This is a genomic window from Paenibacillus sp. ALJ109b (assembly GCF_010747435.1).
Classification (GTDB): Bacteria; Bacillota; Bacilli; order Paenibacillales; family Paenibacillaceae; genus Paenibacillus; species Paenibacillus taichungensis.
This window is the reverse complement of the sequence record NZ_JAAIFP010000004.1, coordinates 1-20,276: the sequence shown is the minus strand read 5'-3', so window position 1 is coordinate 20,276 and position 20,276 is coordinate 1. Positions and strand designations below refer to the sequence as shown.

Here is a 20,276-nt window from a genome sequence, read left to right as displayed (position 1 = left end):
CCCAATCATTTTTTTGGTGAACGTTGCTACCTTAATGTAACTAAATGATTATCGTAAACGACTGTCCGAAACACCTCGACGGCCAGACCACCGCCTCCGTAGAAATCGCCGATTCATAACAATGAATATTGCTTACGTATTTTAACATCGTATGATAAAATCGTATTGGTTTAATGTTTTTATTTCACATATTTGGAGGCGTGTTATATCATGCGGCAAAACAATTCTGTAAGGGTACAACATTTAGGGGAAGACGCATAATTGACCCTATAAACTGCGACTCCCCTTTATCTTAAGGGGTTATATGCAAGTGTTACATCAAAATGAAGTTCATGCGTCACGATTCATCCTTTGGCTGAGCATTTTAACGTTTTTCAGCGTTATGAACGAAACCATGTTTAACGTATCATTGCCGGATATTGCCGCTTATTTTGATATTGCACCATCTGCGGCCAATTGGACCAATACCTGCTTCTCCCTATCCTTTGCCATTGGCATCGCTGTGTACGGCAAGATATCGGAACATACAGGCATGAAAAAGCTGCTATTATTGGGTATGCTGATCTACGGTTTCGGTTCGATTGCTGGCCTACTATGTCATACCTGGTATCCGGGTGTGCTGATCGCGCGTTTTTTTCAGGGAGCTGGGGCTTCGGCAGTTCCATCACTTATTATGGTAATCATCGTCAAGATTGTCGAACCGGGAAAACAGGGCAAGGCGTTTGGCCTGATTGGCTCTGTGGTTGCATTTGGGGAGGGAATCGGCCCTGTTATCGGAGGTGCGATTTCCGACTATATTCATTGGTCCTTGTTATTCGCACTACCGTTGCTGTCGTTGCTAACCCTTCCTTTTGTACTACGGACACTGCCTGACGAGACTTCGGAAAAAAAATCATTCGATATTACCGGGGCCATTCTGCTATCCGTCGGTATTCTCTTGTTTGCGCTATTCACGACGCTTTACCATTGGCTTTACCTGTCTGCAAGTCTGTTTCTGTTCGGGCTTCTCGCTCTTCACATCCGCCGGCAACAGGCACCGTTCCTAGAACCATTCCTATTTCGGAAGAAAAGATATATTACCGGTGTGCTCACCGGCGCCTTGCTGCTCGGCACGATCGCCGGTTTCTTTTCCATGGTGCCTTATCTGATGAGAGCGGTATATCATATGCCGACCAGCCTCATCGGAAGCGCGATTCTGTTCCCGGGCACATTGAGTGTCATCTTGTTCGGGATCCTCGGTGGGACACTGGCTGACCGTCGGGGCCATATCGCCGTTATGTTGTCCGGACTTGGCATGATTTTCGCCGGTTTTCTGATCGTACTCTTCTACACAGACCGAGCGCCTTGGCTTATTACAGGTTCGATGATCCTGACTTTTGGCGGTCTTTCGTTTGTAAAAACGGTCATTTCGGCAAGTGTCGCTAAGACACTGGAGCCGGATGAAGCGGGTTCCGGAATGGGCATGCTTAACTTCGCCTGTTTCCTTGCTGAAGGTATTGGCATTGCCGGTGTCGGCGGACTGCTGACGAAGCCGTGGCTAAACTCCCCCATAAACACGACCGTAACCAGTCATGCAGGCGCGATTTACAGCAATATGATGCTGATATTCATTGCGCTCATGACGTTTGGCGGCCTCCTGTTCACCCTGTCGTACAAGCGCAATCGTCAATGATTTACTGCTCTAGGGATTTTCCGGAGCTTTATTAATTAGAACGTGAAGCCTCCAAATCCATTTCAATAATGGTTCTGGAGGCTTCTTCACGCTTATTGTGCTGCCCATCATCCTATATGTATATATAAATCTAGAATTAGTCTTCATTTCCCTCTTCAATTTTACGATAAATAGTATGGGGTTATACGAATAACCCATATTATTTTACTACTTCCAAGGGGGAACAGAACGTGAGACAGACTCGCAAGAAAAAAATGGATTTAAGGTTCAAACTGTATTTGATCATTCTGGTTCCGCTACTGGCCATGGGCGGTCTAATCATGTGGACCACCATCGACTCTAGTGAAAATGCATCATTAATGACCATACAGCATAACAATCAGCAGCTGGCAGTGAATACTGCCTCTCAACTAGGCCAGGAATCGGAATTAATCAAGACATTATCCTCTACTGCTTCGGAGGAGAGCAACGAATACAAAAGTCTTAGAGACGAACTCGTTAAAGTTAGGCTTCAATCGGGAGCCTTATATGTTTATATGTATAACAAAACTTCAGACGGGTGGATCTACACCGTCGATGGAGCGGATTGGGACGATAAGGAATACAGCCCGTACGGAACTGCAATGGAATTTAACCCCCAGATTCAGGAACGCTTGTTAAGCGGTGAAGTCGTCACAACGGGCATTGTAGATGATCCAACCTGGGGACAGCTATTGTCCTCCTTTACACCAATCAAGGATTCGCAAGGTACTGTTATTGGCTATCTGGGCATTGATATTTCTGCTGAAGCAGTGAATCAAGTCTCCGCGACATCCTTGAATAATGCTTATCGGACCATTATCCCGATTTTTGTGGTTGTACTCGTTCTTTCTTTGGTTATGATGCTATTCGTAGTAAAGGGCATTCTCGGACAAGTGCGCGATATTAAGTCAAGCCTTGAACAGGTTGCTGATGGGAATCTCAAAGTCGTGTCCAAACATATGACAAACGATCAGCTCGGTGACATCAGTGATTTGATAAATGTCATGGTTGCCCAATTGACGAACATTCTGATTGGAATACAGCAAGGATCCAATACCTTGCAGCAGTCCTCGAAAAATATTGCGGAAACGGCTCAAACGAACCTGCGTCAGACCGAAGAACTTTCCAGAGCGATCGAAGAAATTGCCATAGGATCTACGAAACAGGCCGAAGAGACAGAACAATCCGTCCAGCACTCAGAGAGTCTCGGCAAAATAATGGATGAAGTAGGTTCATATGTGCAACAGTTTACCCATACTTCAGAGCAGTTATCTGCCGTGCAAATACAAGTTACACATGAACATGAGGTTCTGCTTGAAAAGAGCCGAGAGAATGCGAAGCGCGTCGAGCATCAGCAGGAAATTTCCAGTTCACTGACGACTCAATCGGAACTCGCTTCCTCCATTAGCGGACAAATACACAACATTTTAAAACAAACTCAAATTCTATCGCTGAATGCTTCAATCGAGGCAGCCCGCGCTGGCGAAGCGGGAAGAGGCTTTGCCGTCGTTGCTGGTGAAATGGGACAGCTCGCTCAGCAATCCGAACGTTCGATCCAGGAGATTGATGAGATCCTGAGTTCATTTGTTCAAGAGATACATCGTATGGGCAGTCATTTTAATGCGAATATGGTGGCGGTCAAGGAACAGGAAGAACAGATCGCTGATTGCCTCCAGACGTTCAGACAGGTTAGCCGCTTATCGAACGAAGTGCATGAGCTGGCTCAACGTTTGGAAAGCCGTACGGTGGATATGCACTCTATTCGTCAGGAAGTGGAGCAGCACTTGAGCTATATTGCTTCCGCAACCGAGGAAACTTCAGCCATGGCCGAAGAAGTCACGGCAAGTGCTGAGGAGCAGCAGCGGTCGGCGAACGAATTGTCGAACATCTCCGGGCAGCTCGCCAGCCTTGCAGGGAACCTCAAATCATATTCTGATCAATTTCAGATCGAACTCCGTAAATCAGATTCATAATAATGAAGCTCCCCGCTCCTGCTGACTCAGACGGCGGGGTTTTGCTTTATCTAATTACCTTGAGGCATCCTCAAACACTCATATGGTTATGATCAATCCCAAAAATTCTGGTGGCTCAGGAATGATTGCAGTTTTATTAAGAAGGTCTCTTCAAAAGCCAAATAGTCGCGTTATGGGATAGGTATCGCAAAACTTTTGGTCTTAGAAGAAGAGCTAGTTGTACGTAAATGCATTTCACAATCGGTAGCCTGTTCCGTAATTTATAATAGTGAGGTTGCGAACTTCACCTCCGGAAAGCGGCTATCCGGTCCTTTTATTAAGTCCCCACCTTGATTTTTCAGATACATATCGAAGAAATCCAGCATATAAGCATTGATAACGGAGTTCGCTCTTTCTGGCGCAATCTTTCCTGTAATGCCCAGCAATTTGAAAACCGGAGAAATGAACTGTACGTCGGTAAAATTCAAATGCTCTGTATTTTCGATATAGAGGATTTGTCCTCCTTCGTCGACCGTTTCGCGCATCCGTTCAAGCTCCAACTTTTTATCTTCCGTTACTTGATCCATCCACTCTCTTGTTGATCCCATACGGTTAAGCTCTGCATCTGTGTAGACCCGATTATTGATCACCCTGTTTAATTCTTCGAAATAGCTTTCAGAGTTGATGAACAAAAACGGCTTTCTCAGATCCTCTCTGTCACGCAGTCGATAGAGCCCTCCATCCAAGTCTATTCCGACCGTGATTCGTGGATCGAAAGAAGCGTCGTAGGCCGTCGCTCCGCCGATAGAATGACCGAACACCCCGACATGACCGAGATCAATCCTCCCTTTTAAAGGACTTGAAATCTGTCCCGATTGGATGAGCTCGAATTGGTCCAGCGTAAACGCCACATCGCTGGTTAACACTTTTCCCAACTTGTCGCGAGTTTCTCTTCCCGTTCGGTAATCATCATCGGAAGAGAATAAGTCGTTGGTTGTGCTGGTCGTGATTCGACCATCCGGAAACTCGGTTGCAAATGTATTGTAGGTATGATCAATCACTGCCACGATATATCCGTGGCTCGCGAGATTCTCAGCTTGCGACGTATGGAGGAACCTGGACGAGCCAAAGCCGGGATTCGCAAGGATCAGCGGATATGAAGTCTGAGCAGAAGAGACTTCGGCCCCTGAATAAGAATGACTGGAAACGTACTTCAAGTGCTGAAGAGTAAACTCAGGAAGGCCATAGTTCGCGGCCATATAACGTAAAATTGGAGTATCGGGAATAAAGGGAGCGTACTTGTCGGCGCTAACTTTAACCGGATACCATACCTGAACCATCAACTCTCTCTTACCATCTCTGGCTTTGTCGAAATTCTCTTCCCTATTTGTATCCACGAGATGAAAAGTTTGCGTCCCTACCTTAAATTCGCCTGTCGGTTCAGGTAGATTAAATACTACTGGAAAAGCATACATAAGACCCGCTGTTACGACCAGCATTATTGCTATAGCGGTATAAGCTGAACCCAACAAGAATCGTGGGATTTTTTTGGGGCCGTTTTTTCTAAAATAGCTATAACCTGAAGTGGCTAAAAAAATGATTGTTATGCAATATGGGAAAAATAGCTGAACTCTGTATCCTTCCACGGTCCAATGAATGATCAGTAAAAGTGTGGTGATCCCGCTTGCAATGAATACCGTACGCCGTCTTTTTTTTAATAAGAATGTTAATGCAAACAAGCCGATGTTTGACAATAAAAGCAACAGTTCAAACAGCCTCATCTCGATTCTCCTTTTAGAAAATTTCTGTTTTTGTTTGTTCCAATATTATCCTGGTAGGTTGACCTAAGCCATCGATTCAACTTACATCTACCTTACAAATTTGTAATTCTACCTTGTAACTGTGCTCATCTTTGGATAGGAACTTAGTTTCTTAAATCAAAAAAGCCGCTATAATTAGCGGCTTTGAATGTAATAATGCTCTTGTCCTGCGACAAGCATACACAGGATAGTGCATGCCTTTTTCTCTTCAGTGTACTTATACACAATTCGGAAATTATCCAACAAACAATCCATCCCATTAAAATGTATGAATTATTGCTACATAATCGCTTTTACGAGCCTTAATAGTGGAGGAGAAATATCAAATCTATCCGACATATTGAAGAATTAACTGGTATATTGCTACGGAAAGTCCTAAAATACTCGCTTTCATTTTAGATGGATGATATCTTTCTCTGCGAAACAAGTACAGAAAGATCACTATAAATCCTAAGGGAATCCACAGCTGAAAGACACCTTCTGTTGTATAGCGAGAAAAAATTGGAATAATGGAAGTACTGATCAAAAAGTAAAAGAAAACTGTAAAACGTCTTGTTTCTAATTGCTTGCTCCACCTTACTAAAAAGAAAAAAATAATGATTCCGATAATTGTAATGTATAAAGGGGGGAGAAGAATAGAAACGTCCCCAAATTTGAATTCCATTTTACATTGCCCTCCTCTTTTTAATCATCACCACTTTTTGTTCCGGATTGGGGAAGCATGTACATTATATGTTATAATTGAAAGGTTGATTTTACCAAAAGTAAGGAGGAATGTAAATAAACATTGTAGTGTTAATAGTTTTCGCTTAAGATTTTAGCTGTATTATGGAACTATTTCAAACAGGTGGTTCCATGCAAAGAACCAGTAGATATTTAGAGGTACTTAATAGATCGCGGAGCAAATATCCATGTCACTGATTTAAGAGGTACATCTCCCATTGATGTGGCGACAAGCTATAAACCAGACAAGATCATCCAATTTTCAGAAGAATATCAGCCATTACATCGTGACTAGGAGGACCTCATATCATGAAAAGAATCACCAAACTTACACTTTTAATCACTACTCTAACAGCGTTCCTTACTATTTCCTTAGCCCCTATCCCCACTCTCGCTTCTGATTACAAGCAACTTCCAAAGCCAGAGTGGACCTATGACGTACCTACCGATACGACAACCCAAATACATAGTAAGAACTATTATTTCACAGGAAATATCGTCTACCCTATCGTGTCAGAACAGACTAACTCTCAAACTGCATATACATTCTTGTATCAGTCAGATCGCTCTACCGGCAAAACTAAATCCGTACACTCCTTATTAGCGATAGACGACAAAACTGGAAAACAGAAGTGGATTCATAAATCGCCTATGCCCTACAATTCGTTTGAAATAGATCAGAGCGGTAACGTCTACTACTTCGATGAGGTAAATTCCGGTAACAAGAAGGTATACCAGTTGATCTCTCTGGATTCAAATAACAAGCCACGCTGGGTCAAAACATTCAAAGAGCACTTTCAATTCAATGTCCTAGAAGATGGGCGCATAGCCGTGGTTACTTTCACAAAAGACACCAGTGTGATTACTCTTTATACAAAGGAAGGCAAGACGCTTATCAAAAGGGAGTTTCCTGGCCACGTACGACATATTCAGGGGAACTACGTCGGATTGTTAAATTCTGATGCTCCGAGAAACACGACGACAATTGATATTTACTCCATTCCTACAGGAAAGAAGATTATTTCCGCTGTCCAACCGCAGGATCACGTCAATATTGTGCATGCTGACTTTGAAGTTCTAAGTGGCGGAACTGTGATTGTTCCCATTTACGATGCAAAGATGGAAGTGGAAACCTTGCACGGCTACAAGCCTAACGGGGAACAAAAATGGATCAGATCATTGCCTAAGCCAGCACAGAATGCCGTTTTCGGTACAACGTATGCGCATAATATGTACGATTCTTTTTACGTATCCTTAGGAAATAACTTTCTGATTCAAGAGAAAAATAAGCTTAGTCTGTACAATACTAACAATCAATTGATTGCGACCAAGACGTTTACTGATTTACCTGCACAAGGACTGTTACAACGACTAAATGATCAGAGCATTGTCTTCGGAGCCGTCGACAAAACACAAGCTTGGTATGATTCATCTAAACCGGAGCCTAAGAAAGCCGCCTACTATATTCTGGACTCTAATACACTAAAAATAAAAAACTCTTTTGTAATCGATGACGCACTTTTTCACCAAGCCGATGTTCGTTTTCACGATGCAAATACATTCTATATCCACATGAGTGAAACCATTGCCAAATACGTTCTAGAGTAGCATATGCAGGCTGGAGTATTCCCCCATTTTAACGATGTATGCCTAGCCCCTTCTCATGAGGGAAGTCATACGTCGTTTCTTATTTATCAAATGAGCAGCCTGCAGAACTGCAGACTGCTCATTAATTTTATTGAGATATCGTTTCCTGTTAGCTTACTGAAAGAACCTTATTTTTCTCTTGTAGGGCCCACGTAATTTCAGATTCATTTCCTACTAGAGTTATCATTCGCCTGCCAGATCTTAAATGTTTTCCTTTATCCAAGAACGCAACTTATCAGCATAGAAAGCGCGTTCATCTGGATCGGATGGAGAACCCTTTGACAGATAAAGTTGATCATTCATATATCTAGGGTAAACATGGAGATGATAATGCCACACGTCTTGATTACCAGCGGGCTCATTATGTTGCCGCGTAGAAATCCCTTCACAACCATATGTACTTTTCATTGCAAATGCTGTAAGCTGAGCAGCGCGGTGAATTTCACCAGCGTAATCCGCTGGAAGGTCAAAGATGTTCTCGAAATGTTGATTAGGAACGACAAGAACATGTCCTTTATTGTTTGGCCACCATTTGCTCGCTATAAATGCCGTTACCTTTTCATTCTGATAGATGATATCCCTTTCTTTTGTTCCCTGATTAGGTCGCTCGATACCCCAAACACAACAAAATGGACATTCGTATCCTTCGGGCTTATGTGAAATTGATGTTGTCATCTTTCTCATTCCACTCCTTTCATATTTTTCCAACCAGCCATTATACGCAGGCAACTTCTGTTCGTTGCGTTATCCTCAACATTGATAATCAATCTAGACTCGTTTTTATTCCGTCATGCCCGGCTCTCTTGATCACCGCTCCGGAATATATCCACCTTATCAAGTCTTGCCAGTAAGTTGGCAAGGCTTTTTTGTCTTGAACGTACCGTAGTTTCGCTTTGCTTATGTATTCTTTAGATTTTCTTCAGAATTATGCTTATTAATTCCTAAGTTTTTTTCATTATGATTTCTATATCGACAAGAGAGGAGGCAAAACAATGATCAGTAATACGATCTTAGAGCTACTACATCAGTATGGATATCTGATTTTTTATTTTGCCTTTTCGTTAGGCCCTTTCGGGATTCCAATTCCAAATGAGATCACGATTATCAGCGGTGCTATTTTGAGTCACACGGGTGTTATCAACTCATGTATCACATACTTCTGCATTTTAACAGGACTAATAACCGCCATTACCTTTGCTTATTTTGCAGGGAAGTTATTTGGACCCAAGATAAAACAGAGATTTCAATATAATAAACACTTCGTTAAGGCTGAACTGATTCTGAATAAGAGTGGCAATTGGGCGATGTGCATCGGTTTATTCATTCCAATCGTGCGATATGTTCTCCCTCTGGTCATTGGACTGAGCGGCGTTCAGTATCAAAAATTTGCTCTCGTTTCATATTCCAGTGCTTTGCTTTGGACCATAACGTATTTTACAGCGGGAATCTACTTCGGCGCTCCCATTCTATCAATGCTTCATTTATTACAATTCTAATCGATTTTGATAACATACCATCACATATACGGAGGAACCACAAACATGAATTCCAATGAACCTATTTTATTTCTGAAAAGCTTTCTTCAAAGCCCAAAACATGTTGGCAGCATCATACCCAGTTCCCGGTTTCTCGCTATCAAAATGGTGAACCAAGCGCCTTGGCTAGACGTAAAAGCTGTCGCCGAACTCGGATCGGGCACAGGTGCCATCACTCGTTATATTCATCAACAGGCACAAGATTCGACCCAAGTGTTATTGTTTGAAATGAACGAGACGATGAGGAATAATCTGAAGACTGAATACCCTTCATTCCCCTGTTATCCAGATGCCTCCCGATTAGTGGAATCCATGAAGCAAGAGGGCGTTGAGAAACTGGACTGTGTATTTAGCGGGTTGCCTTTCTTCAACTTTGAGTCTGAATTAAGGAATACGTTGGTAGACCAGATCCATAAGGCGCTCAAACCAGAGGGGTTATTTATCGCCTTTCAATATTCACTTCAAATGAAAAAAACACTATCCGAAAAGTTTATCATCGAAAAGATAGAATTAGTGCCCTTGAATGTCCCTCCTGCCTTCGTTTATGTCTGTCGCAAAAAGGAAACAATTTAAACAACTCAGGCTATGGTTTACACTGATATTATCCTCTTTATAAGGATGTAAAATTTTATTTATAACAGTCATAAAAGGAGTGTTGGATTGTGAGTACCATTCTCGTTGTTGATGATGAACCCGACATCCGTGATGTCATTCATGTCTATTTACGTAACGAAGGATATCAGGTCATTGAAGCAGCTAATGGTGAAGAAGCACTAAATATTATTAAAACTACATCGGTCCAGCTCGTTATACTGGATGTCATGATGCCCATTATGGACGGAATCAAAGCCTGCTTCAAAATAAGAGAAGTATCAACCTCTCCCATTATTATGCTATCCGCCAAAGAAGAGGACATTGATAAAATTACAGGCCTGACTACCGGTGCTGACGATTACATGGTCAAACCGTTTAACCCGTTAGAATTACTAGCTCGCGTTAAGGCTCAGCTACGACGTCAAACACTGATTGGCAAAGCAGAATTCAATTCACTTATCCTGATCAAGGACCTTGTCATCGATAAAAGTAAACATTCAGTGAAGTTAAAGGAGAATGACATTCCACTAACTCCACTGGAGTTTTCCATTCTGGTGTTGCTTGCCAGCCATCCCGGACAAGTATTCAGCTCCGAAAAGATTTACGAAACCGTATGGAAAGAACCTTACGGGTATTCGGATAATACGGTTATGGTCCATATTCGCAATCTGCGAGAGAAACTGGAAGTGAATCCACGAGAACCTCAGTATATTAAAACGGTATGGGGAGTGGGTTATAAACTTGATTAGACGATTACCACATTTTAAAAAAAAGATACAGTTTAACATCCTATATCGAATGTTGATCAGTTTATTGATTTCGTTTGTTGGCTCTGTAGGTGTAAATAATATGTTGATCATAGGTGCCGCAAAAATTAGTGAAAGATTTGAATGGCCCTCGCTTTTCTACATCTTTCCTTATGTTCTAACACCAATCTTCATCGTAATTTTCACGTTAATTTTTTTGTTTTCCACACGAAAAATTGTGCGAGATCTCATTACATTGGAGCAAGGATTGCAATTCATTTCAGAAGGAAATCTGGACTACCGAGTGCCCGTTAGTCGACAAGATGAACTTGGGAGAGTCGCTTCCAACATTAATCACATGACTGAACAGTTGCAGCTGCAGATGGTTAAGGAGCGTGAGCTGGAGAAATCCAAAATGGACATGATCACAGGCATTTCACATGACCTGCGCACACCGCTTACCAGCATAATCGGCTATATTGAGCTTCTAAGAACAGAATCATTTCAAGACAAAGCAGAGTATAACCGCTTCATCCAGAACACCCATAACAAAGCAACGCATTTAAAGAAGCTGCTCGATGACTTATTTGAATACACACGTCTAACCTCAGTGGATACCCAATTGGATTTGAAAAAGGTTGACCTATATCAGCTATTGGACCAGTTGTTGTTTGAATTTGAACCTTTAGCTCAAGAGAATGGTATTCATATCGAGAAAGAGATTGGCGATGCCCCAGTTATGGCCTGCGTGGATAGTGATAAGATTGCTCGGGCCATCGATAATCTTCTTATGAACGCCCTGAAGTATTCTGTGAAACCTGGTGCGATTCACATTCGAATGAGTATACGTCATGAGCACATTACCATTAAAGTCGAAAATAAAGGTGAACCACTCACAATAGAGCAAAAAGATAAGCTGTTTGATCGCTTTTATAAAGTTGATTATTCAAGAAGCAGCGAAGGTATTCAAACGGGGTCTGGTTTGGGTCTTTCGATTGCAAGAAATATTGCGGAGTTACATCAGGGTACCTTAACGCTTCAACATACGCATAACGTATTTACATTCGAGTTAAACTTGCCTTCCAACATCAAGTGATACATCAATGAATTCAACTATGGAGGATACCGCGATGAAAACATCCGAACCACTTCTTTTCCTGCAAGGATTTCTGAGGAACCCCAAACGAGTAGGCAGTCTCCTGCCCAGTTCCAAATTTCTAGCCCATAAAATCGTCCAGTCTGTACGATGGGATGAAGTTAAAACCATTGCAGAGCTGGGGCCGGGAACAGGTGCTATCACACGTCTTATGAAAGCAGAATTGCCGAAATCTGCAACCGTGTTTTTATTTGAAAGAGACCCCAAAATGAGGAGTAATCTGAAGAAAACATATCCTGAATTCATGTTCCATTCGAATGCATCCTATCTTTTGAAAAGGATCAATCAAGAACATGTGCATCAGTTGGATAGTATCATTTGCGGACTACCCTTTTTTAATTTTTCCAGAGAAATGAAACAAAACATCCTCTCACAGATGCATACAGCGCTCCGACCTGGAGGGATTTTAGTGTTATACCAGTACTCACTTCATATGAAGAAACGATTGGCTGACTTATTCGATATTGAGAATATTAAATTTGTGCCCCTCAGCTTCCCTCCTATTTTTGTGTATACTTGTCGTAAAAAGAAAGATGAAGGACACAGTGAAACGAGGGAATCAGTATACTAACCATACGAAGCGTTGTAAAAAAACCATCTATAAAAAGATGGTTTTTAAAGAAATTAACATTACCGTGCCTTCTCAACACGAGCAATAAGTTCTTGAATCACCTCGTCAGGCGACCGATCAATCATCCAATTTTGCCCAAACATCTGGAACAATTTCACTACAGGGAAGTCCTCCCAGAATCCAACGAATTCTTCGTTTAGATACACCTTGTCCGTGACGTGCTTGTTCATTTCATCCAGGCACTCTTCTAACACTTTTTTTGCCGCAGAATCGCTCAACCATTCGCTGAGCAGGCTGAACTTGTGGAACGTGACTTCTTCCTTTCCGAAGTTGCAATGCAAACGTTCGGTGATCCGAATGTCTCTGGATGAGCTACCCAGTGCGATTTGGAAAAATCCACTCTCTGCAACCCAACGGTTATACTTGGTGTTGTAGTATGAGAAGTCTCTCTCTTCAAGCTCAAAGACGATTCTGCGTTTTTCGCCTGGCTCAAGCTCGATTTTGGCAAAAGCTTTTAATTCCTTCTCTGGACGGGTCCAATTGCATTCCTCATCGTGCACGTACAATTGAACAACTTCCTTCCCTTTTCGCTTGCCCGTGTTATTCAGTTGAAAGGACACCGTAACACCTTTATCCACTTGAGCTACTTCGAGGTCCATATATGAAAACGAAGTGTAGGACAAACCATGACCGAACGGGAATTGCGGTGCAAGTTCTTTACGGTCATAATAACGGTAGCCTACAAATAAACCTTCGCGATAATACAGTTTGCCGTTTTCTCCCCGAATCCGCATATGGGACGGGTTATCCGACAACTTCACAGGGAAGGTCTCGGATAATTTGCCTGACGGGTTCTCCTGTCCAAACAATACTTCTGCGATCGCTCTACCCATCCCTTGGCCCGACAACCAAGAATGAACAACACCAGGCACAAGCTGAACCCACGGACGCATGACAAGAGCAGAGCCACTGCTTGTTACCACGATGCACTTAGGCTGAACCGCTGCAACCGCCTGAATCAACTTCACTTGATGCTCCGGAAGATCGATGCTCTTCAGATCGCGCATCTCCGATTCGGCATATTCCGGTTGGCCAACGAACAGGACTGCCACATCGGAGTTCTTGGCCAAAGATACACTTTCTTTAATCAAGTCTTCCTGAATGGAGTCATCCTCCGGGTAACCTTGAGCGTAACCCAATGTTACCGAGGCTCCGGCCAGCTCCTTTATTTCATCCCAAGGAATGTCGACTCTAGTAGGGGTTACCTTTGCACTGCCTGCCCCCTGAATTCTGGGTTTCTTGGCAAACCGTCCAATCACGGCAATCGACGAGATCGCATCCGGCTGCAGCGGAAGAATCGCGTTTTCGTTTTTCAGAAGGACAATACTTTCGGTTGCCGCTTTACGTGCAAGGGCATGATAGTTTTGATCTCCGTAAGAGTCTGTGGCTTGGTTGCTCGTTACGCGCTCGACCAGCTTCAAAATTCGGGCAACACTCCGATTCAGCTGTTCTTCGGAAAGAGTCCCGTTCTGAATGGCTTCCACGATCGCTTTCGTATTGTAATGAGCAGGACCCGGCATTTCAAGATCAAGTCCAGCCTTCAGGCCGCGAATCCGGTCATTAACGGCAGTCCAGTCGGACAGGACAACACCTTCGTAACCCCATTCTTCTCTCAAAATGTCATTCAGCAGATGTTCGTTCTCGCTTGTATACGTTCCATTCAACAAGTTATAGGAACACATAACCGTCCATGGATCAGATTTTTTGATGATACGTTCAAAAGCACTAAGGTAAATTTCGCGAAGTGTCCGCTCGTCTATTTCCGAACTGGTTACCATTTTCTCAAACTCCTGATTGTTACCAGCAAAGTGTTTGAGTGAAGCTCCCACCCCCTCGCTTTGGATACCGTTGATGAATGATGCACCAAGTTCACCCGTCAAACATGGATCTTCCGAATAGTACTCAAAATTTCTTCCGCCAAGCGGTGTTCTTTTCATGTTGACTCCCGGTCCGAGCAGTAACTCGACATCCATGGCCTTCGATTCACGACCTAGCGCGACTCCAACCTCATACAACAAATCCGTATTCCAAGAGGAGCCTATCGCAGAACCCGTAGGGTAACAGGTCGCGGGAACGTTCTCTGTCGTGATGCCCATTTCTTCGTCACTGTTCGTTTTACGGATCCCGTTAGTTCCGTCATACATATGAACGGGCGGGATATTTAACCGCTCAATTCCTTTGGTCATCCACATATTTAATCCCGCGCAGATTGAGGCTTTTTCGCTAAGAGTCATTTCCGTAAGCAATTCATTAATCGATTTGTTCATGTCAATCCATCCTTTTTAATCAGTTTTGTTCCTGTTCCTTTTTCAGTTCTTGAGCATCATATAGTTTGAAAAACGGGAACCAGACAACGAATACAATCAGCAGGATTATCGCCAGCAAAATGAGTCCGTTGACGCCAGACATAATGTAGGTAGACAGTCCGATTGGCGTATACCACAATTGAAAGATTTGGCTCGGAATTCTTGCAAAACCCATATCTAACGCCAAATACACAATAATCGGCGTGATCAGTCCGTTGATCCACATCGGTACCATGAGAAGCGGATTGAAAGCAATCGGTGCTCCGTACACGACTGGCTCGTTAATATTGAACAAGGACGGGATAATGGTCGCCTTGCCGACAGACTTTAATTTTTTCGATCTTGCCAGCAGGAACCAGACGACGAGTGGCAAGGTCGCACCCATTCCCCCAATACCAAGCCAGCCGGAGAAGAAGGTTTCGAAGGTGTTGATATTGACTGGATCTTGTCCTGCTGCGACAAGAGCGGCATTCTCTTCGATTGCAGGTATCCATATGGCGTACCAGATCGGTGTCATGACCCATGGACTTACGCCGAAGGAATACAGAACAACCCCGATGAAGTTAAACAATACAAACCCAGTCAGGCTTTGCCCCATGGCATTGATGGGTTCAAACACGCTTACGATCAGTACAAAGATATCGAAATGAAGCTGGTATACGAGCAACCATCCAGAAGTTAACACCAAAGCAATCGGGACGAGAAAGTCGAACCAATCCATGATGAACTCGGGAAGAGATGATCCTTTTTTGAAAAACGAGAATTTATTGCATACATTCATGACAAGCGCAACAAATACCCCCACCAAAAGCGCCGTAATCATACCGGAAGGACCAAATCGTTCAAGGATGAACTGAATGGTCCCATCATCATTCACGCTCGGATTAAGAAGCATAACGAATAGGGAGACCCCAGACATCCCCGCAAGCAGCTTAATTTTGTGGCGATCCTTTTTTTCCATGACTACATACGGCGTCAAAAAAGCAATAAACAGACCCAACAAACCAAAACTGAATGTCGTTATGGGTGTCAGGTCCGGCATTCCCGGAATGAAATCCTGCAAAATCGAAATTAATGTAATGATCGAACCGATAAAAATCATCGGGATAGCGACCATGATCGCTTCTTGAATCGACGAAACCCAAATATTGTTCGTAAACGCCTCCAATCTGGGCGCAAACGATTCTGTCATCCATTTCATAAAACGCTTCATCCAAACTCCCCCTACTTTCCTCTTAGCTGCCATAACCATAGTATAAATTTTTATGTTAACGCTTTCTTGTTGTAACTTGCCGCATCTTGGTTCGTTTTTTGTCCTCTTCATGCCTTTAGTTCTATCTTGTCTGCTTCTGCTGGAATTAAACAACAAAAAACACCCCTTCCTTTCGGAAAGGATGCCTTCAGTTGAAGATTGCACAATTATTTAGTACTGCCGATCGAGGGTAAGCAGCGTTATACCATGCGGCGGGAGCAAAATTTCTCTGCGCCAATGTTCACCCTGCACGATTTCTGAGCGGATTACCGGACCGCTTCTGCCGTTTAAATAGGAGATCTCTTCTGCTGTTAAAGAATCTGGTGAACCCATACGGATCCACTCGTCAAATACTGATCCGTGCTCCCGATCCAGTCGATAACTGGTGCATTTATACGTTCCTGAGAGCATATGTAGCGAAAGTTCGAATGCCTTGATTCCTTTTTCCTCAAACACGTCATAACGCGATGAATCAGATAATTCCGACCAATCTCCACTCGCAAACAGCTGATCTACATGTACGTAGTGAAAGAACAGAAACTGCATGCTTCCGTCACTTTTTCGAGTTCCGACATAACCGTTTCCCTTTACAAGCAGCTCGTCCCCCAGCTTCTGCATTAGCTCAAACGCATAATAAGCCGGCTTTTTCAGCCCGTCACGATTGATTAGACCAAATCCTCCGTAGAACGGAGAAGCAGGAACAATGCTTTCTTCGAATACGTCAGTAAAGGACCAGAAAGCCATCGCCTTTACGTCGCCAAGCGTATTCATGGTGTGGTAGATAACAAAAGGAGCCATAAACATCGTATCGTGCAGCAAGTTTCGGTCATACAGTGAAAAATTCCACTCCGTCACATGAAGCTCAACATTGCCATACGATGACGCATTCATTTTTTTCCGTAAACGTTCAATGCTTTCCTTATAAAAAGAAGGCGGCATAATCTTCGTCAGACGATCTTTATCTATTTTAAGTTTTGGATACTCTGAATAAATATGGAACGAAAAGAAGTCTAAGGGCACTTCACGCTTTTGGCAATATGCCAAAAACTCTTCAGTCCAAGTATCGTTCCAGAGGGAGCCATAACCCATGGCAGGGCCTCCCGTTTTCAGTTCGATCAACACCGATTTGATGGCACAAACGGTGGATTCATAAAAAGCAAAGTATTCTTCCTTGCTCCCTGCCCAACAGACTCCTGCCAGGTCAGGCTCGTTCCACACTTCGAAATACCATTTCTTCACTTCTTGCGCTCCATATCGATTCAAACAATGGCGAATGAATTCACTTACAAGTGCTTCCCACCGGGCGGGATCGGACGGTGGACTGATATTCCCTTTCCACTGAAATATCGTTTCATTAGACCTCGCAAGTAGGCTCGGCATGAAACTTAACTCCACAAATGGCCGGATCCCCTGATCCAATAGGAAATCATAGAGCTTGTCCACGTAAGACCAATTGTAGACTGGTGTTCCATCCTCATTCTCGCTGTACACCATCATCTCATCATTGAATATGCCATGAAACCGGATGTAACGAAACGGAATTCGTGCCCTCAATTCGATCAGCTGCATCCGCCAATCTTCGCGCAAACCTTCTGCAGCTCTGCCTGCAGTCATGGTCATATTCCAGTGTTTCTCATAAACTACTGTCGTGTGGTCTTTCCGTATCTCGATCAGGTGTTGCTCTTCCATCAGGGATTTCGTTGGTGGAAGCAGCACCTGCTGCGTTTCCGTTTTCTCGTCCAGATACCGATACAACGATCCCATCGCGTTTAACGTGTCCATCTCATAATAATCTCCGCTTGAAGATTCCTCGTACGTTTTGGGCTTTCGGTTCTGGTTCGGATTAGGGAATTCTGGCGCGAGCGAAGCTTCGCGGTAGGAGCCAGGCGTGCAACCGTACTTTTCTTTGAAGTATTTATTGAACAGCTTTACATTGGCGAAACCACAATCCAGCGCCATTTCCGAAATTTTTTTCTCACTCCCTGCCAGTTGAGCCTGGGCTTTCTCCAAGCGAATGAGCGTCAAGTATTTTTGGAAGGGGATTCCGATCTTATCCGTAAAAAAATGGGAGAAATAATGCAAGCTCAAATGCTCGGAAGCAGCCATGTCTTGTAGCGTAATCTTCTCACTGAAGTGGCTGTCAATGTACGCAAGGACCCTGTTCAGTCTTTTATAATCGTACTCCTTGCTGCTCTCTTCTACATCCAGATTCGTCCCATCGGAAAAATATCGCAAAAGGCATCCACATAACGTCTGCAGTCTGCCTAATGTGTAGCTTCGATAACCCTTCGTTTTTTTGTTGATCTCCCATACCATTTGAGCGAGGTTTTGTTTGATGCTAGTTAAACGTAATTTATCCCCATCATTATTTAGAGCAGAATTGCAGGAGATAAACGCATTAGTGTTCAACAATTCTGGACCGAACTGCAATGTCAGAAGTACATTGTCTTGATTGGTCCGTTCAATCTTATGGACAGACATACTATTTACCACGATTACATCATCTTCATGAAGCGTATATTGCTTTTGATCCAAATACATGATGATTGAGCCTTGAAGGACATACACAATTTCAACTTCCTTATGCCAATGAAAATCAACATGTTTCACGCTGTTTACAAAGAGCTTCATGGGTAGGTCGTCCTGATGCTGTATAAACTCGTATAGATAACGAATCGACTTCTCCTCCCCTCGTATTAAATTATTATAGACATAGCGTTTACAATAAAACAAAAGACTACACCTAATCGTAAGCATCTGTGCTATAGAATCAATATAAAGGCATGATAAATAATGTTGATTTTCAAAAGTAAAACCCGCTATTCCCTCATACAATCTAGTCCACTTTTCGTCTGACCATCAACCCAACCCATCGACCTCCAAAGTGTCTATAAGTATGAAAAATAGTGATGCTCCTATTTTCAATAATTAAGTGCTAATATAAATACCACTTTTACAGAACGTATGTTCCTGTTATTATGTAGTTATAGTGTTTTGTTCTAGATTATATTCCCACTTAGAAAGGATTACATAATATGAATTTATTTAAGTTTGAATTAACGGTTAACGGATTTCTTTTACGCGTTCATTTTAGTGCCTCTGAAGAAAGTGGATTAAAATGGTGTAAACGAATTGCTTCTGAATTCCAGAGTCATGTTGCTAATTTGGAGATAAAAGTTGATATACATAAAAAGGAGAAGCAAAAGAATGCATGGGAATATCACGGAAAACCTTATTTATATGATCGAACAATGAGGAAAAAGCCGCTTACAAAGAAAAACAATGTAGCTGAATCAACTGCTGCTATGTAAAGCAAATTAAAAGAGGCGGAGTAATCAAAATACTGAGACACTTATTCGTGGTGTTGTGTTTGAATTCATGTTGAGTACGATAATGAAGATACATAGTTTTGTTGAATTCGAAGAATACTTTGCATCATGCATAATACCTTATCGCCAGAAGCTCAACTCAAGCAAAGTCTTTTAGGATTTAGTGCGGGCGGATTTTAGGCTATCTCTATTGCAACAGGCGCTCGTTTGGTGTTTAAACACAAAATGGGGCGGGCAGTAGCTATATCCACAGGACGCATTTCGATAGCTACGATTATAAGTGTACCAGCAGGAACCTTGATCGATTCAATGTTTTATTGTCTCAGCCGTTCTTGGTTTACTGGTTATCAGGCAAATCACGGCTGCGAGTGACATATCCGGGATCATGATTGCAATCACTCGGGCAATTTTCTGGTACCCCGTTCTGGTTATGGTCCATTCCTTTCCGGTAATATCCGCGTCAGTTGCTATGACCTTGACCCTCTAACCCTGTTTGCTGTCGTAAATTTTTTTCAGCAGATCGGCAAACTGCTGTTTATCGCTTTCGGACAAACAATTCGTCATCTGAAGGCTGAACTCATCCAAAATTCGTTTCAATATAGGTTCGAAATCTTTCGCCTTTTGCGTTGGATAAAGCAGGTAAGAACGACGATCGCGAGAGTCCACCGAACGGTAAATGTATCCAGCATCCTCTAGCTGCTTGACGCAACGGGTCGTAGTCGCTTTATCGAACTTCACTTCATTTGTGAGCTGGTCCTGGTTGAGGCCGGGATTCTACAAGATCGCCTTAAGATAATTGTGGTGCCCGCCCCCGCCGATATCAAATGGTTTTAATATCCTAGCCAATTCTTTTTGGTTAATACGATGAATGTAGGACAACATTTTGCCAATC

Annotated in this window: 15 protein-coding genes and 1 pseudogene; 9 read left to right on the top strand and 7 right to left on the bottom strand. The window is 42.9% G+C overall.

The features are described 5' to 3' along the window. Positions 1–304: 304 nt before the first annotated feature. Together G3352_RS03155 and G3352_RS03150 are read left to right on the top strand one after the other, a co-directional pair. Positions 305–1,672 carry an MFS transporter gene (locus G3352_RS03155; RefSeq protein WP_163753716.1) on the top strand — a complete coding sequence of 456 codons (1,368 nt, stop codon included), beginning with the start codon at positions 305–307 and terminating at the stop codon, positions 1,670–1,672. A gap of 230 nt (positions 1,673–1,902) precedes the next feature. Beyond that, a complete protein-coding gene (locus tag G3352_RS03150) occupies positions 1,903–3,666 on the top strand; it encodes a methyl-accepting chemotaxis protein (protein WP_163753714.1) in 1,764 nt (587 codons plus the stop codon). A gap of 260 nt (positions 3,667–3,926) precedes the next feature. On the opposite strand, the gene G3352_RS03145 is transcribed toward G3352_RS03150, so the two are convergent. Both G3352_RS03145 and G3352_RS03140 read right to left on the bottom strand, forming a co-directional pair. After that, positions 3,927–5,426, bottom strand: coding sequence for an alpha/beta hydrolase family protein (locus G3352_RS03145; RefSeq protein WP_163753712.1), 1,500 nt, complete (start codon positions 5,424–5,426; stop codon positions 3,927–3,929). A gap of 367 nt (positions 5,427–5,793) precedes the next feature. Next, the gene (locus G3352_RS03140; protein ID WP_163753710.1) at positions 5,794–6,129 is read right to left on the bottom strand and encodes a hypothetical protein; all 336 of its coding nucleotides are present in this window, start codon (positions 6,127–6,129) and stop codon (positions 5,794–5,796) included. 368 nt (positions 6,130–6,497) lie between these two features. Between G3352_RS03140 and G3352_RS03135 the strand changes: the two genes are divergently transcribed. Further along, positions 6,498–7,796 (top strand): hypothetical protein, encoded by a 1,299-nt coding sequence (locus G3352_RS03135; protein WP_163753708.1) that lies wholly within the window; start codon positions 6,498–6,500, stop codon positions 7,794–7,796. Between the two features lie 240 nt (positions 7,797–8,036). Here G3352_RS03135 and G3352_RS03130 read toward each other — a convergent pair whose 3' ends face one another. Beyond that, complete coding sequence (locus G3352_RS03130) at positions 8,037–8,510, bottom strand: HIT family protein (RefSeq protein WP_163753706.1); 474 nt, start codon at positions 8,508–8,510, stop codon at positions 8,037–8,039. Between the two features lie 317 nt (positions 8,511–8,827). On the opposite strand from G3352_RS03130, the gene G3352_RS03125 reads away from it, so the two are divergent. From G3352_RS03125 to G3352_RS03105, 5 genes are all read left to right on the top strand, one after another. Further along, a complete protein-coding gene (locus G3352_RS03125) occupies positions 8,828–9,331 on the top strand; it encodes a DedA family protein (RefSeq protein WP_163753704.1) in 504 nt (167 codons plus the stop codon). Positions 9,332–9,376: 45 nt separating this feature from the next. Continuing rightward, on the top strand, positions 9,377–9,943 hold the full coding sequence (locus G3352_RS03120) for a class I SAM-dependent methyltransferase (protein ID WP_163753702.1): 567 nt from the start codon (positions 9,377–9,379) through the stop codon (positions 9,941–9,943). 89 nt (positions 9,944–10,032) lie between these two features. Further along, positions 10,033–10,713, top strand: a complete 681-nt coding sequence (locus G3352_RS03115; protein ID WP_163753700.1) for a response regulator — start codon at positions 10,033–10,035, stop codon at positions 10,711–10,713. Between the two features lie 235 nt (positions 10,714–10,948). Further along, positions 10,949–11,806, top strand: a complete 858-nt coding sequence (locus G3352_RS03110; RefSeq protein ID WP_481856269.1) for a sensor histidine kinase — start codon at positions 10,949–10,951, stop codon at positions 11,804–11,806. 34 nt (positions 11,807–11,840) lie between these two features. After that, positions 11,841–12,437 (top strand): class I SAM-dependent methyltransferase, encoded by a 597-nt coding sequence (locus G3352_RS03105; RefSeq protein WP_163753695.1) that lies wholly within the window; start codon positions 11,841–11,843, stop codon positions 12,435–12,437. A gap of 59 nt (positions 12,438–12,496) precedes the next feature. Here G3352_RS03105 and G3352_RS03100 read toward each other — a convergent pair whose 3' ends face one another. The 3 genes from G3352_RS03100 to G3352_RS03090 form a co-directional block, all read right to left on the bottom strand. Then, complete coding sequence (locus G3352_RS03100) at positions 12,497–14,764, bottom strand: beta-glucosidase family protein (RefSeq protein WP_163753693.1); 2,268 nt, start codon at positions 14,762–14,764, stop codon at positions 12,497–12,499. Between the two features lie 19 nt (positions 14,765–14,783). Beyond that, complete coding sequence (locus G3352_RS03095) at positions 14,784–16,016, bottom strand: PTS sugar transporter subunit IIC (RefSeq protein WP_163753691.1); 1,233 nt, start codon at positions 16,014–16,016, stop codon at positions 14,784–14,786. A 210-nt stretch (positions 16,017–16,226) separates the two neighbouring features. After that, on the bottom strand, positions 16,227–18,686 hold the full coding sequence (locus G3352_RS03090) for a GH39 family glycosyl hydrolase (RefSeq protein ID WP_163753689.1): 2,460 nt from the start codon (positions 18,684–18,686) through the stop codon (positions 16,227–16,229). A gap of 404 nt (positions 18,687–19,090) precedes the next feature. Between G3352_RS03090 and G3352_RS03085 the strand changes: the two genes are divergently transcribed. Beyond that, a complete protein-coding gene (locus G3352_RS03085; RefSeq protein WP_163753687.1) occupies positions 19,091–19,366 on the top strand; it encodes a hypothetical protein in 276 nt (91 codons plus the stop codon). Positions 19,367–19,867: 501 nt separating this feature from the next. On the opposite strand, the pseudogene G3352_RS03080 reads toward G3352_RS03085, so the two are convergent. Continuing rightward, positions 19,868–20,146: pseudogene (locus G3352_RS03080) on the bottom strand (MarR family winged helix-turn-helix transcriptional regulator); the annotation flags it as partial. Positions 20,147–20,276: the final 130 nt, after the last annotated feature.

What these genes read in the sequence shown, in the direction of transcription:
- G3352_RS03155 (WP_163753716.1), top strand. Translation starts at nt 305, where the DNA reads ATGCAAGTGTTACATCAAAATGAAGTTCATGCGTCACGATTCATCCTT.
- G3352_RS03145 (WP_163753712.1), bottom strand. Translation starts at nt 5,426, where the DNA reads ATGAGGCTGTTTGAACTGTTGCTTTTATTGTCAAACATCGGCTTGTTT.
- G3352_RS03140 (WP_163753710.1), bottom strand. Translation starts at nt 6,129, where the DNA reads ATGGAATTCAAATTTGGGGACGTTTCTATTCTTCTCCCCCCTTTATAC.
- G3352_RS03135 (WP_163753708.1), top strand. Translation starts at nt 6,498, where the DNA reads ATGAAAAGAATCACCAAACTTACACTTTTAATCACTACTCTAACAGCG.
- G3352_RS03130 (WP_163753706.1), bottom strand. Translation starts at nt 8,510, where the DNA reads ATGACAACATCAATTTCACATAAGCCCGAAGGATACGAATGTCCATTT.
- G3352_RS03125 (WP_163753704.1), top strand. Translation starts at nt 8,828, where the DNA reads ATGATCAGTAATACGATCTTAGAGCTACTACATCAGTATGGATATCTG.
- G3352_RS03120 (WP_163753702.1), top strand. Translation starts at nt 9,377, where the DNA reads ATGAATTCCAATGAACCTATTTTATTTCTGAAAAGCTTTCTTCAAAGC.
- G3352_RS03105 (WP_163753695.1), top strand. Translation starts at nt 11,841, where the DNA reads ATGAAAACATCCGAACCACTTCTTTTCCTGCAAGGATTTCTGAGGAAC.
- G3352_RS03100 (WP_163753693.1), bottom strand. Translation starts at nt 14,764, where the DNA reads ATGAACAAATCGATTAATGAATTGCTTACGGAAATGACTCTTAGCGAA.
- G3352_RS03095 (WP_163753691.1), bottom strand. Translation starts at nt 16,016, where the DNA reads ATGAAGCGTTTTATGAAATGGATGACAGAATCGTTTGCGCCCAGATTG.
- G3352_RS03090 (WP_163753689.1), bottom strand. Translation starts at nt 18,686, where the DNA reads ATGAAGCTCTTTGTAAACAGCGTGAAACATGTTGATTTTCATTGGCAT.
- G3352_RS03085 (WP_163753687.1), top strand. Translation starts at nt 19,091, where the DNA reads ATGAATTTATTTAAGTTTGAATTAACGGTTAACGGATTTCTTTTACGC.